Annotated in this window: 8 protein-coding genes; 5 read left to right on the top strand and 3 right to left on the bottom strand. The window is 43.8% G+C overall.

Annotation, left to right across the window (positions count from 1 at the left end):
* The first annotated feature begins 132 nt into the window (after positions 1-132).
* The 4 genes from P5683_RS14715 to galE all read left to right on the top strand — a co-directional run bounded on the left by P5683_RS14715 (position 133) and on the right by galE (position 3,216).
* Positions 133-687, top strand: a complete 555-nt coding sequence (locus P5683_RS14715) for a DUF29 domain-containing protein (RefSeq protein WP_006621053.1) — start codon at positions 133-135, stop codon at positions 685-687.
* A 450-nt stretch (positions 688-1,137) separates the two neighbouring features.
* Positions 1,138-1,743: a fasciclin domain-containing protein gene (locus P5683_RS14710; protein ID WP_315640321.1), complete on the top strand. Its 606-nt coding sequence runs from the start codon at positions 1,138-1,140 to the stop codon at positions 1,741-1,743.
* A 76-nt stretch (positions 1,744-1,819) separates the two neighbouring features.
* Entirely contained in the window at positions 1,820-2,197 is a 378-nt protein-coding gene (locus P5683_RS14705) for a hypothetical protein (RefSeq protein ID WP_006616978.1), read from the top strand.
* A gap of 20 nt (positions 2,198-2,217) precedes the next feature.
* Positions 2,218-3,216: a UDP-glucose 4-epimerase GalE gene (galE, locus tag P5683_RS14700; RefSeq protein ID WP_006616977.1), complete on the top strand. Its 999-nt coding sequence runs from the start codon at positions 2,218-2,220 to the stop codon at positions 3,214-3,216.
* Here galE and P5683_RS14695 read toward each other — a convergent pair.
* Positions 3,213-4,439: a lipid-A-disaccharide synthase-related protein gene (locus tag P5683_RS14695; RefSeq protein ID WP_006621050.1), complete on the bottom strand. Its 1,227-nt coding sequence runs from the start codon at positions 4,437-4,439 to the stop codon at positions 3,213-3,215. The genes galE and P5683_RS14695 overlap by 4 nt on opposite strands.
* A 34-nt stretch (positions 4,440-4,473) precedes the next feature.
* Positions 4,474-9,810, bottom strand: a complete 5,337-nt coding sequence (locus P5683_RS14690; RefSeq protein ID WP_315640320.1) for a PAS domain S-box protein — start codon at positions 9,808-9,810, stop codon at positions 4,474-4,476.
* A 208-nt stretch (positions 9,811-10,018) separates the two neighbouring features.
* Between P5683_RS14690 and P5683_RS14685 the strand changes: the two genes are divergently transcribed.
* A complete protein-coding gene (locus P5683_RS14685; protein WP_315640319.1) occupies positions 10,019-13,954 on the top strand; it encodes a calcium-binding protein in 3,936 nt (1,311 codons plus the stop codon).
* Between the two features lie 343 nt (positions 13,955-14,297).
* Here P5683_RS14685 and P5683_RS14680 read toward each other — a convergent pair whose 3' ends face one another.
* A complete protein-coding gene (locus P5683_RS14680; RefSeq protein WP_315640318.1) occupies positions 14,298-14,723 on the bottom strand; it encodes a hypothetical protein in 426 nt (141 codons plus the stop codon).
* Between the last annotated feature and the right edge of the window lie 128 nt (positions 14,724-14,851).

The following is a 14,851-nucleotide window of genomic DNA, read 5'->3' as shown; positions in this document are numbered from 1 at the left end:
ACAATTAATAATTAATAATTGTCGGGGCGGGTTCTGCTGGCAATTCTCGTCCTCAATTAATAATTAATAATTAACAATTAATAATTAATAATTGTCGGGGCGGGTTCTGCTGGCAATTCTCGTCCTCACGACTTGATTAATAAACCCGCCCGCCCTCACCAGAAAGCGGCTTCGGAATGTGGTTTATGGTTTGATAAACTTCTAGGCGGGTTGAGCGATCGCCAAGGATATGGGTATTCTATGAAAACACCAAATAATTTATATGAGGAAGATTTTTACCTCTGGACACAAATCACGGCTGAACAGTTAAAAGAAAATCAATTTACTCAAGTTGATGTCGCCAATTTGATTGAAGAAATTGAAAGTATGGGAAGAAATGAAAAACGGGAATTAAAAAGCCGTTTAATTGTGTTGTTAATGCACTTATTAAAATGGCACTATCAACCCACAAAACGCAGTGAGAGTTGGCGCAGCACCATTACAGAACAACGGATTTGTATTGAAGGTTTGTTAGAAGACAGTCCCAGCTTGAAACCTCTACTTACAGAAGTATTTAAAGATTGTTATCAAAAAGCACGTATAAAAGCGTCGGATGAAACAGGGATTAAGTTAAATTTTTTGCCAAAGGAGTCACCCTTTAGTTTAGAGGAAACTTTGGAATCTAGCTATCTTGATGATGAAAGATAATACAGCCTATATTAATAATTTTCGGGACGGTTTCTGCTGGCAATTATCATCCTCAATTATTAATTATTAATTATTAATTATTAATTGTCGGGGCGGGTTCTGCTGCTAATTCTCATCCTCACGACTTGATTAATCAACTCGCCCTACCTGACAGACTCTGGGGACGGACGTTAATAACTGCGATTTTGTTCCGGTTGATAATTTCCTTGATGTGATGACTAATGCAACGATTAGGAATGTTAATAGCGACACCTTAACGTTGACTTGCAGCCAGGTTAATGATGATGGGTTGACTATGGCGGGTAATGGGCTATAATTATGATATTTCCGCTAATCGTGGAGATTTTTGGGGGAGGGTGTAGACGATTATCCCTGACCGGGGAAATAATTGTGGTAATTATGACTAGGATGGATTAATCAACTATCAGCTTCATTGGGGAGTGAAAAAACATGGCTATCTTTAGTGGTACGAATTATCTGGGTAAAATTGCTGTGTCTCTGGGAATGGGAATGATTCTCAGTATGTCGGTGGGAACTGGGAGGGCGATCGCAGAAAGTTCCCCAGAATTGCAGTTGGGCTGGGAATCAGACCAGCGGGCGGAATTTGCCCAATTTCCAAGCGATCGCGTCAGACGGGCGGTTAATCAAAATGTGATGAATTTACTGCTAAATGATGGCCGTTTTAGTACCCTAGCCACGGTTTTAAGACTGACGGGATTAATGGATGTTCTCCGCCAAGAGGGTGTATTTACTATCTTAGCCCCCACAGATGAAGCCTTTTCTAAACTTCCCAGGACGGTTTTAGAAAACCTCCTCAAAGGTAATAATATCGAACAGTTAATTAGGATTATGAGGTATGATGGAGATGACAGTGATGCCATCACCTCGGAGGAGTTAATATATAGATATTTGGCAACTCAGGAAAATTTGTCGATTCCGGTGGAGGTGGGTTCGGAGACTATCACAGTTGAAGGGTCCCATAGTATGGATGCCGATATTCAGACAGAAAATGGCTTGATTCATGTCATTGAGCAATTAATTATTTTGACCAAATAATCGGCTCTGGTGTTACAATGGGGTGAGGCTGCATTGATGGTCAATAGAGGCCCTGAACTCTCAAGGAGATGATTTTGTGAACCAGGAACGACCAACCCTACAATTTAACTGGTCAGGAATTGGCAATTGGATCGTGGTTATAGGAATCATGGGTTTGTTAGCCTCAGTTGGTTTGGGCTGGCTAGTCAACTCGATTCTGATTCTGATTGGTCTGGCTGTCATCACCCCCATTATTTTAGTGTTTGGGGCGCGGTGGTGGCTAAACCGGAATTTGATTGAAGATTCCTGTCCGGTCTGTTCCCATGAGTTTATAGCCCTAAATCAGACTCAATGTCAATGTCCGAATTGTGGTGAGCCTATTCAAATTGAACAGGGACGTTTTACCCGTCTGACTCCACCGGGAACTATTGACGTTAAGGCGGTTGATGTTTCGTCACGAGTCCTAGAAGATTGACAATTAAAGGATGTTTGAAAGTGTCTGAAAATCAGGTAAATGTCTTGGTTACGGGAGGGGCTGGTTATATCGGTTCCCATGGGGTTTTGGCTTTGCAACGGGCGGGTTATAATCCGATAGTTCTTGATAATTTGGTTTACGGACATCAAGAATTGGTGGAAGATGTGCTGAAGGTGGAATTAATCCAGGGAGATACTAACGATCGCCTTTTATTGGATCAGCTATTTTCTAGCCGGAAAATTGACGCGGTGATGCACTTCGCCGCCTATGCTTATGTGGGAGAGTCGGTAACTAATCCTGAGAAATATTATCGTAATAATGTGGTGGGAACTCTCACACTTTTGGGGGCGATGAACTCGGCGGGAATTGATAAGTTTGTGTTTTCTTCTACCTGTGCGACCTACGGGGTTCCCCAAATTATTCCGATTCCTGAAAACCACCCCCAAAATCCCATTAGTCCCTATGGCGCGAGTAAGCTAATGGTTGAACGAATTTTGGCGGATTTTGACACGGCTTATAATTTGCGATCGGTCAGTTTTCGCTATTTTAATGCTGCTGGCGCTGACCCTGATGGATTACTGGGAGAGGACCACGACCCGGAAACTCATTTAATCCCCCTCACCCTATTTACAGCCCTAGGAAAACGAGATCATATCTCTATTTTTGGAACTGATTATCCGACTCCTGACGGTACTTGTATCCGCGATTATATCCATGTTAGTGATTTGGCAGATGCTCACGTTTTGGGGTTACAATATCTATTGTCGGGGGGGAAAACTGAGTTTTTTAACCTCGGAAATGGTAAGGGTTTCTCGGTTCAAGAAGTGATTGAAAGCGCTAGGGAAATCACGGGACGAGAGATTAAAACGGTAGAATGCGATCGCCGCCCCGGAGACCCCCCCAGTTTGGTGGGAACTAGCGAAAAAGCCCAGGAAATCTTGGGCTGGAATCCTCAATATTCCCAAATTCACGATATCATTAGCCATGGCTGGCAGTGGCATCAAAAACGTCATGGCTAACCCTTGACATTTGGGAAAATTTGTGATATGAGATAGTCAGCAATATGATCGCCTGCCCCGGCTTCACCGAGACGGCGGCGACCATTAGCGGCAATAGTGGCTAGTTGTGGGGAGTCCTGTAGAAGCGATCGCACCACTCCTGCCACTGCTTGGGGATTTTCGGCAAGAATTAGTGACGGACCGAGTAGGCGACTTTGTGCCTCAGCAAAGGCTGGTGTAAATTGCGGACCTTTTCCGGGAATAGCGATCGCAGGTTTTCCCAGACCGACAAACTGTTCGGTAGCCGTCCCCGCCATAGCGATCGCCATATCGCCTAGGTGGAGACAATCATTAAACCCCTCACGGGTCAGCAGCATAGTCATTTGGTCGCGCTGAAACAATTGTTGTTCCTTGCTGGTATGACCATCAACTGGAACCCACCCGGTCGCCTTCAGAACCGAACCGAAGGGGTCTAAATCTAAACTAGGTGCGATCGCAGCCAAACACCGGAGGGGTGATATTTTTAGCTGCGATACTGCTGCTAGAATTAACCGCCAATTCTCATAAGCCTCTGGACTACGAGAACCCGGCAATAAAGTCAAGTTTAACACACCCGGTGGCGACGGCGCAATAATTCCCCCAGGTTCCAAATTATCCATCATAGGATTACCCAAATCAACAGCCGGAATTGACCACCTTTGCAGAGTTTCCGTGGTCAGTCTATCGCGGGGAAACACCACCCGACAACGGGGATGAGTCATTAACCAACGTTCCCAGGGTAAATATACGGAACCTGACCACCCCTCCCATTTTTGCCACCAGGACTGGCGAGATAACTGTCCGTTTTCATCCCGCAAATAATATTCAGATTTCGCCGTCCCCACAAAAGCATATTCTGCACCACTTAACCAGGCTAAAAATAGGGGGACAATATCCCCCACCGCCAAAATAAATCCCCCCTCTTTCCCCCACTGGCGGACGGTCTGCACCTGGGAATATAATAACTGTAATAACCCCCCTTTCAAATCTCCCAGGAGTTGGGAACTGTCCATATAAATAAATCCCCCAGAAGGCATTTTTTGGACTCTCCCAATAATCGGAATATCCGGTAATTGCTGGTAGGCTTTTCCTTCCCCTACTAAGGGTAAAGCGGCTAGGTTATTAACTGGTGTTCGCAGATGTTGCAGTATTCTGACAGCGATGATATCTTCCCCGTGACCATTACTTAAACACAATAGTTTCATATTCCTGAATGCTGCATCAATTATAAGTCTCCAATTATAAGTCTAAAATTTCCTGAATTTTGGCGTTGAGTTGTTTTAATTTAACGGGTTTGGCTACATAATCATTTGCGCCAGCTTCTAGGCATTTTTCGCGATCGCCTGTCATAGCCAAGGCGGTTAAGGCAATAATTGGCACTTGGGTCATGGTGGGGATTTGGCGGATACGGTTAATTGCTTCTAAGCCATCTATTCCCGGCATTTGAATATCCATCAGAATTAAATTAGGAGATTCTGATTGTGCTAAATCAATCGCCTGTTGACCGTCCTTAGCAATAATTAAACGGTAGCCTTTAGCACCCAAATAACTCGACAAACTCATGATATTAGCTTCGTTATCTTCAGCAATTAAAATCAGGGGAGAAACTTGAGCCACATCTTCAGTTTTCGTCAGGAAATCCGAGGTATTAGATGATAGATGGGGGGTGTTAGTTCCGATTAAGATATCATCACAAGGAATCTCAAAAATAAACTGACTTCCTGACCCCACTTTACTAATCACATTAACAGTACCTCCGTGCATTTCGACAATGCGTTTAACTAGGGATAATCCTAAACCTGTTCCCTCATATTGACGATTGAGAGCGCTATCAATTTGAGTAAAGGGTTTAAACAGTTTTGATAATTGTTCTTCATTAATACCAATTCCCGTATCAATCACAGCAAAACGGACTCGGGATTTATCGCTGTCTATCGGGGGTGGCTGTAACTTAACTTCCAGGCTAATTTTACCTCGGGATGGGGTGAATTTAACCGCGTTATTGAGGAGGTTAATTAACACTTGACGCAGGCGGCGTTCATCAATATATAAGTCTGGTAAGGCTTGGGGAATTTGTACATTAATGGAAATCCCTTTTTTAAAGGCTTGCTGCTTAATAAAAGCTATACTAGATTGACACAGGGGGCGAATCGAAGTATAATTAAGGTCTAGTTTCATTTCCCCGGCTTCAATTTTAGCCAGATCTAAAATATCGTTAATTAATTCCAGGAGATGACTGGCGCTGCGTTCAATAGTTTGTAATGCTTGTTTTTGCCGATCGCCTAAAGTACCAAATACCTCTTCTTGCATACCCTCAGTCATTCCTAAAATAGCATTAAGGGGGGTGCGTAGTTCATGACTCATATTGGCGAGAAACTCATCTTTCAGACGGGTAGCGCGCATCAATTCCTGATTAGTCTGGCGCAGTTTGGCTTCGGTTTCTCGGCGATCGCTAATATCTCGACAGACACAAATTAACAGGTTATCTTCCGTTAGGGTCAGAGATAATTCTTCCGCAAAACTCGTCCCGTCTTGACGAGTGGCGATCGCTTCTCCAGTCCAGTAGCGATCGCGCATTACAATCGGGAAAACCTCATTTTCAAAGCGTTGAATTTCTGTAGGAGAATAGATTTTTCTCCAACTATGACCGACTAAATCTTCAGGTTCAGAATAACCAAACATGACCAAATGAGCGTGATTTACATACTGATACAAATCATCCTGAACAATAGCAATACCATCCCCCGCAGCTTCAATACTCGCCAACTGTTTAGCAATTTCCTGTTCAGCGGCTTTCTTAGCCTCTTCCGCCTCATTTCTTTTCCGGTGTAAACGATACCCTTCAATTAAATTGCCACAGGTAACTAAAAAGGCTTGTAAATAATCAATCATTTCCTCATGATAGCCACCTGGTTTATTGGCAATTCCCACTATTCCCACGAGAGTCGAACTGCTAAAAAATGGCAACCCCAAAAAACTATTTAAAGGGGGATGACCATTAGGAGTCCCTCCCCGGCGTGGGTCACTGCTAGGACTGTTAGCTATAACAGGTTTCCCGGTCATAATTACCGCCCCAAATAAGGTATTCATATTATCAAATTCCATGCCTTCTTCATGGTTTTCTTGATAAAATTTCTCCGTGGCTTCATCCCAAGCCACATTACTTATGCTATGGGTTTTTAGATAAGGAACTCCCCGAATTTTTAGGAAAGTTTCTTCCATGGTTGCTCCCCCATTATCTCGGAACATTACCTCGCCAATAAAGCCATATTCACTATCAGTTAAAGTTAGCAAGCTGCTAAGTAAACCATCAAAAATAGTTAGGCGATTTTCCGATGTAATAAACTGGGATTGTGCGAGGGTAATTGACTGTAGAAGGTTGTGGTTTTTTTCTAAGGCTATTTGCGCTGATTTTAGGTCGGTAATATCAAACAAAGTTGAACGACTATAAAGATATTCACCTTGGGGATTATAAACGGCGCTATAATTCAAGAGTACCGGGAAAACGTGACCATTACTACTAATCATCTCCAGCAACATATCTTTGAGATATCCTTGCTGTTTAAATAACTCAAAATTACTCTCAAATATCTCTCGACTGTCCGGGGTGAGAAAATCTGCTAAACGTCTCCCAAGTAATTGTTCACGAGAGTATCCTAACCATTGCAGTTCCGTATCATTAACTTTGACATAGCGACCCTCAGCATCGAGGGAATGATAGCCACAGGGTGCTTTATTATATAAGTCCTCAATCTCATGGGAATAGTCTAATAGCCTAGCTTCCGCCTGTTTGCGAGCGGTGATATCAAAGCGAATAGCTAAATATTGAGAGACTTTTTTATGGGAATTTAAAAAAGGGACAATGGTACTTTCAGTCCAGTAAATAGAACCATTTTTAGAGCGATTACAAATTTCTCCATGCCAAACTTTACCACTAGAAATAGTCCGCCATAAATTCGCGAAAAAACCAGGGGGATGGCATCTTGAGTTAACGATACGATGGCTTTTACCGATTAATTCTTCCGAGGAATAACCGGAAATTTCACAGAAGCGATTATTGACGTAGGTAATCACTCCACTCGCATCAGTAACAGCTACGATCGCTGAATGGTCTATGGCTAACTTTAGATCGGATAACTCCCTTAGTAATTGTTGGCGGTCGGACTCGGCTTGTTTACTCTCGGTAATATCAACATTAGTACCGATCATCCTTTGAGGTTCTCCTTCGGGGTTGCGAATAATTAGAGCATTTGCTTTAATAAAAACTATAGAACCGTCAGGACGTACAATCCGAAATTCTGGATTAAATTCCCTTTCCCCTCGCAGACTTTCCTGTAAAATTGCCTGAGTTAATTCAGCGTCTTCTGGGTGTAGGGAGTTTTTCCATAATTCCACTGTCTGGGGACACTCTAAAGGTGAGACTCCATAAATTTTATACATCTGATCATCCCAGGTTAGATGATTCTGAGAAATATCCCAATCCCAAATTCCCATTTGGGCTGACTTAATCGCTAATTGTAGGCGATCGCTAAGGTGAGAAAGTTCCTGGGTTCGCTGTTTGACCGTCGCTTCTAAAGATTGATTAAGATCTTGTAATGCGGTTTCCGCTTTTTCCCGTTCACAAAGTGCCGCTTTCTGTTCGCTAATATCTGTAATAGTACCCACATAGCCATTTACTGTTTCTTCTACACTAAATTCCGGGACAATTTGACCAAACACCCACAACTGATTTTCCCCGGCTTCTAAACGATATTCTTCCTTAAATGGGTGATGATTTACTTGAGTCTGTTTCCAGGCTTCATTAATGCGATCGCTATCTTCAGGATGCACAGAAATTTGCCAAGATAAACCAATTGTTTCCCCAGGAATACGTCCCGTCATCTGACAATATTCCTCATTGACATAGATACAATCACCCTCCTTATCCGTCCGAAAAACTCCCACCGGGATTAAATCTGTCAGAGTCGCATAACGTTCTTCTGTTTCTTGTAAACAGGTTTGAATTTGTTGGCGTTCCTGTAGTTCCCTTTGTAGGTCATCGTAGGCGATCGCTTGTTGAATAGCGATCGCTACCTGTAGCGCCAACTGTTGGACTATCTGGATTTCTTCTGATAACCACAGCCGCGTATTACTACATTGATGAATCGCAAATAAACCCCACAAACTCTTAGATTGGCTTTCCGCTTCATGGTTAGATAAAACAATTGGAACTACTAAATCTGCTCGGACTTCAAATTGTTTGAGCAGAGATAAATGACATTCACTTAATCCCACCTGATCAATATCTGGTGCTACGAAAATCTTTCCGTCTTGATACATTGATGGGTTGTCCTGAAAACAGGTATCTTTAATATTTTTATCTAAGCAGGATGTATAGGGTTCCATTACTGATTCCGCTACGATATCACCGCTCAAATCTGGGTTGAATTGGTAGATTACTACCCGATCACAATTTAACAAAATCCGGACTTGTTTAACCGTTTCCTCCAGGATTTCCGGTAAATTTAACCAAGACCTAATCCGGTTGGTAATCTCAAATACCAGTTGTTCTCTGTGGTGCGCCTGTTCTAGTTCTAAAGTCCGTTTTTTGACCTGTTCATCTAGTTGTTTCGCCTGAGTTTCTAAAATCCTAATTTTTTCTAATTCTAACTCCGATATACGACCCTCTAAAATCTCCGTCATTTTATACAGTTCCAGAGGATTTAGCACTTTGAGCATACTGGTTTGGGTCACTATCCCTAAGAGTTCACCATGGGAACCTGTGACTACAACTCGCCGGATATATTGGGATGACATCAACTCATGAATTCTCCACAGATTCTCATTGGTGGCGACCGAGAACACTGGGGTACTCATTAACTGTTTACTGCTATAGTTTTCTAGGTCTAAGCAGAAGGTATTAAACTTGACAATATCTCCCTCGGTCAGGATACCGACCGGAACATTGACAGCCGTTGAATTGTTCACGAAATCGGTTTCTACTAAAACTACACAATTGACCCGGTATTGTGTCATTAAACAGGCAATTTCTAGCAGGTTACTCTCAGGACTAGCACAAATAACCTCTGTTGTCATTACCTCTTCTACCGTTCGTAATCTCAGCAGGTCTATGGGGTGGCTAATATAACGCAGAGTTTCATGGGTTATTAACCCTACTAGGCGATCGCTATCATCCACTAGCGGTAGGTGACAGATTTGATTTTTCCTCAGCAAATCAATCACTTCAAAAAAGTCGCTCAATTCTGACTCCCTCCAGCTTAATACTGAGGCGGTCATGACTTCCCCTACCAATAACTGCTCTAAGGGTCTTTTTTCTGTACAAAGTCGGATGATATCTCCCTGAGTCAGAATACCTACTAATTGCTCCCCTTCTACTACCAAGACGCAACTGGAACGCGCCTCTCCATAAACTTCCTCTAATAGAACACTGGCTTTTGATGATATACTACAACTGGCGCGACTTTCACTCATCAGCGCGATCGCTTCCCTCGCCGTTGTTTCTACTGTTACTAATAACGGCTCTCTAATAATCGCGCTTTCTAATTCGGTCAGGGTATATGATGAGTTGCTTGCCATAGTCTTTCACCACGAAGCGTGGTATTGATAAAACTGCTGCCTATTATATGCCTCTTAATTATAATTGAAATAACTCTTTCTGTCAACCAATTAACTTAATCTTGAGGTGGAGCCCTTGCCAAAGTCGGTTAAATGTGATAAGGTAATCCGCCAGGGGTTAACTTAGGTTAATTATCAGCCAACATATATATTTTTTTAAGCCAATAAAATGCGGGAACTATTTTTTGACTTTGAAGATTTCCAAACTCGCAACTTTGCACCCATTGGCACAATCGATGGGGTGAGATTTTCCCCCAACGCCATAGCTTTGGTGAGTGTCGATGAAGGGGGAGAAGGCTTATTTGATGCCACCAGAACTTCCCCCCCTGGAACTACAGTTGTCTCATATTCCGAACCTATTGTAAACACGGAAGATGCCGAAGATGCCGAAGATGCCGAAGAGATAGAAGTCAATGAATTAGTGACAGGCGATCGCATTACCATTGACCTCAGAAATTTATCACCATTAAGCATAGGAGGGGGTAACTTTTCCTTTCACTACACCTCCCCAAATCGAGAACATACCGTCGAACTATTTGACCGAGAAGGCAATTCTCTAGGGACTGACGTTTTATTAGCCACCCCAGGAGAAACATTTAACGAATTTCGGCGCTTTAGTACCACCCTCCCTCGGAACACCGGAATTATTGCCATTGGTTCCGAAGCCACAGAATTAGCCATAGACAATATTAGAATCTCCTATTTTACCACCCTCGTCGCTGACCCGATTAATGAAAAAACCCCCAGCTTAGTTGTCGGTACAGAAAATAATGATTTTCTCCAAGCCGCAGAACCCAGATTAACTATCCCCCTCCCGCCAGATTTTATTAGGGATGAAAAAGCCATCACTAGTATTGAGAATGTCAGTAACGGGAGTGCTACCATTCTCCCTGGGGGAGTCGGAGTAGAATTTATCCCCGATACAACCTCCCTTGGCGGTTCTGGTAGCTTTGATTATACATTGCGCGATCGCCATAACCAATTTGCTACCGCTACCGCAACCATTAGTTTTCAGCCAGTAACAGCCATACAAGGGAGAGGCGGAAATGATACCCTAGTGGGAGACCAATTCGACCAAACCCTTGACGGGGGGACCGGAAACGACTCTATCTTGGGGGGAAGTGGTAACGATACCCTCTTAGGGGGTCCTGGTGATGATACCCTCTTTGGCGGTTTAGGGGACGACCTCCTACAAGCCGGGTCAGGAGATAATATCCTTGACGGTGGCGCGGGTAATGATACCCTGTTGGGGGGTATTGGTAATGATTCCCTATTTGGTGGGGAGGGGAATGATTGCTTATCTGGTGGCGGGGGGAATAATTGGCTAGAAGGTGGTGCAGGCGTAAACACCCTCACGGCTGGTACAGGGAATGATACCTTAGTCTACCTGTCCCCTAATGACAGAGGTACACAACCCGATCGCATATTAAACTTTACACCAAATAGCGATCGCCTAGTTTTGAAAAGCCAATCCCTAGAGGAAGGTGGTTTTGGTTTATCCGCTCTCAATACCGAGACCCAAACCCTCAACCCCGAACAGTTTACCACCAATCGAGAATCCCTACCCGAAAATACAGAAATCCCGATTCTGCTTTACGATACCATTACCGGACTTCTGGAATACGATATAGACGGCTTGGGAACCTCTCCACCTATAGCGATCGCGCAGTTACAATCAGAAGATGGCAGCATCCCCAATTTATCCCCCAATGATATTATCCTAGTTGATCCGGTTTCATTGACTCGCCCCGAAACCGTCAACATCATCGCCAGGGAAGTTCGCGCCGCCACTCCCCAGGAAATAGACGGAACCGACTCCGATGATACCATTTTTGCACCCTTTAATCCCGTCGAAATTCCAGTTTTAGACAATGATAGTCCCGAGACAGGTTTATTTATCAGCAGCGTCAGCAACATCACAGGCGGGGTCGTAACCTTACTTAATAATGATACCATTGTCAGATTTACCCCCACATTGCCTGGGGGAACCCAAGCCAGCTTTACCTATACCGCCAGTGATGGCAACACCGAAGATAGTGCTAATGTATTTATCGATATTCTTCCCGTCACCCGTATTAACGGCTTAGGTGGCGATGATGTTCTGATTGGAAGTTCAGGACCAGATCTCCTCTATGGCGGCGCGGGTAATGATTGCTTATTCGGAGAAGCAGGCGATGATACCCTCTTAGGAGATAGTGGTGATGATATCGTCTTTGGTGGTAGTGGTGATGATATCCTCTTTGGCGGTCCGGGAAATGACCTGCTATATGGAGGTGCTGATAATGATATTCTCTATGGCGGAAAGGGTGATGATTTCCTATCAGGAGATGATGGGGATGATACCCTGTTTGGAAATGCCGGAAATGATACCCTATTCGGAGGTGCTGGCAATGATGTTTTTGCCTATATTTCCCGCAGTCAAATCACCACCGGAACTGATTTGATTTTGGACTTTACCCCCGGAAGCGATCGCCTTCTATTTGACCGTGAGGAATTCGGCTTTATTCAAATAGGTACTACCCCGGAAAATATCCTGAGTCCTCAACAATTGGTTCTCGTGGAAACCGGAACTTATCAAGATAATCTCAGCCTCATAAATAGTCCCATTCTCGCCTATGAATTACAGACCGGAAACCTGCTCTATGACCCCGACGGTTCAGGAACACAACCCCCCGAAATTATTGCTAATTTACAAGGCAACCCTCCCCTATCTGTTAATGATATCATCTTGATTGGTACAGCCGGAGACGATACCCTAGATGATGGTGATGATGATGATCCTACAGATGAAGATACTAGAAATATCACCGCCTTCGCTTTAATTAATGGTACTCCCGGAAATGATGCGATCGCTGCTAACGATACCATCGATTTTGTTGGCGTTCCCGTCACCATTCCCGCTTCTGATAATGAACGCATAGCCGTGATAAATACCATCACCGATTTAATCGGCGGAAATGTTAATATCCTAGAAGGTGGTACAGCCGCCGAGTTTATTCCCACCCTCCCCGGCGGAAATATTGGCAGTTTTAGTTATGAAGCGATCGACTCCGAAGGAAATCTAATTAGAGTTCCGGTTAATGTTAATATTCTTACTGCCATTGATGGTAATGCAGGTGATGATACCCTCATTGGTTCTGATGGTGATGACTCCCTATTTGGTAATCTAGGTAATGATTGTTTAATTGGTGGTGCTGGGGATGATACCCTCGTCGGTGGTGAAGGAAGCGATACCTTTGCTTATCTATCTCCCAATCAAATTAATTTAGGAGTTGACCTAATTGTTGATTTTACCCCCGGAAGCGATCGCCTTCTATTTGACAGTGATCAATTCGGCTTCACCAGAGGTACTACCCCCGAAAATAGCCTGAGTCCTGAACAATTTATTTTCCTCGAAACCGGAGAATTTAATCCCGATAACCTCGACACCATTAGCAGTCCCATTCTCGCCTATGAATTACAGACCGGAAACCTTATCTATGACCCCGACGGTTCAGGAACACAACCCCCTGTAACCGTCGCCACATTTATCGGTAATCCCCGATTATCTATTGATGATATCCTCTTAATTGGCGTACCCGGAGAAGATACTCTCGAACCACCCAACGGCGAAGAGACTTTGACTGGTGGGACTATTCCTTTTATTCCGACACTAGCACCAGACAATGATCCAGACACAGACGAGAAGTTAGAAGGATCTTTACAGGGAACCGGAGAAATAACTGGATTTTCTAACTTTAGAGATGCACTAACTGGTAACGGTTATTTGATTTCCGATTTAACTGGTCAGTGGGATGCTAATCTGATTGATACAGTCATTGATACAGACAATCAAGAAACTCGTCGCTACAGCGATGGAAGTCTTGATTTACAGCTCAGAGGCGAAGATTTAGTTGGAGGTTCTTTCCCAGACCTGACACTGATATGGGGAGGTTCTTTCCCTGGACAGACAGATTCTTGGTTTCCTCAAAATCAATCAGAGAATAGTTCACCTGGGGTGCAACAAGCAGCCGAGGCGCTGTTAACTGACATCGGCGACCAAGGAATTAGATTTGTTTTTGATGACTTTTTTGGACAATGGATAATTGAATTAAACACCATGTAGGGGCGGGTTCTACTGTCAATCGTCAGTTCCCACCGACAATACCAATAAACCCGCCCTCACCCACCAGTAGGGGCGAAAAATTTTTCGATGCTACCATTGGTAATTAATCATTATCACTCATTCGTAGGGTGAGTCAGAGGGATAACCTATCGGGTGAACGGCAAATTTTGTTCATCTGATGCACCACCTTTCCCCTAGAAGGTGCGTCAGCATTAATCATCTCTGGAATTCCTAAGTATCGGGGTCTGACGCACCCTACAATATCGGGTTTCTCCCCCACAGGTCAAGAAACCCGGTTTCTCGAAGAAACCGGGTTTCTCCCCAATTATTAATTAATTCTTTCTTAGCGACCAGAAGGGGGTAAAGACCGAAAAATACCTCTACCTGTCGGTATTCTGCCATTATCTGGAGTCACTATAGAACGACCATTACGGGGAGATGGACCTCCATTCAAGTCTCCCCTACTCCTGTTAAAGTTGTTTTGTATGGTCTGTAGGGAATCAGATCCTGTGGTAATGGTTTCTGCTGCGCTACTACCATTACTACTCTCTAATGGGTTAGCAACACCCCCCAAAGCATCCCTAAGAAAAGTGTTGGTAAACCCAGGGTCTTGGGTTTCCTCAAAAAAAGGAGCCCTGATCCGCCCTTGAGCGATCGCATTTTCTGCTATAGTCCCCGTAGAGGCGATCGCGATCGCATCAGAACTTACCGCAGCCGTAATAGTCACCATTGGTAGGAGCCACAATAGTCTTGACAAATTAGCCATCATCTCAAATCGTCCTCAAATTATCAAATTAGTAGCTATGCCTTGAAATTAGATCCCAGACCTCCAATTTTCTGCTAAACTGATACATTTACGCGACATTTATCCGGCTATTGCCTGACAATGCGACGATA

This window comes from Limnospira sp. PMC 1279.21 (genome assembly GCF_032349615.1).
Classification (GTDB): Bacteria; Cyanobacteriota; Cyanobacteriia; order Cyanobacteriales; family Microcoleaceae; genus Limnospira; species Limnospira fusiformis.
The sequence above is the reverse complement of the archived record's forward strand: the minus strand, read 5'-3'. Positions and strand labels throughout refer to the sequence as shown.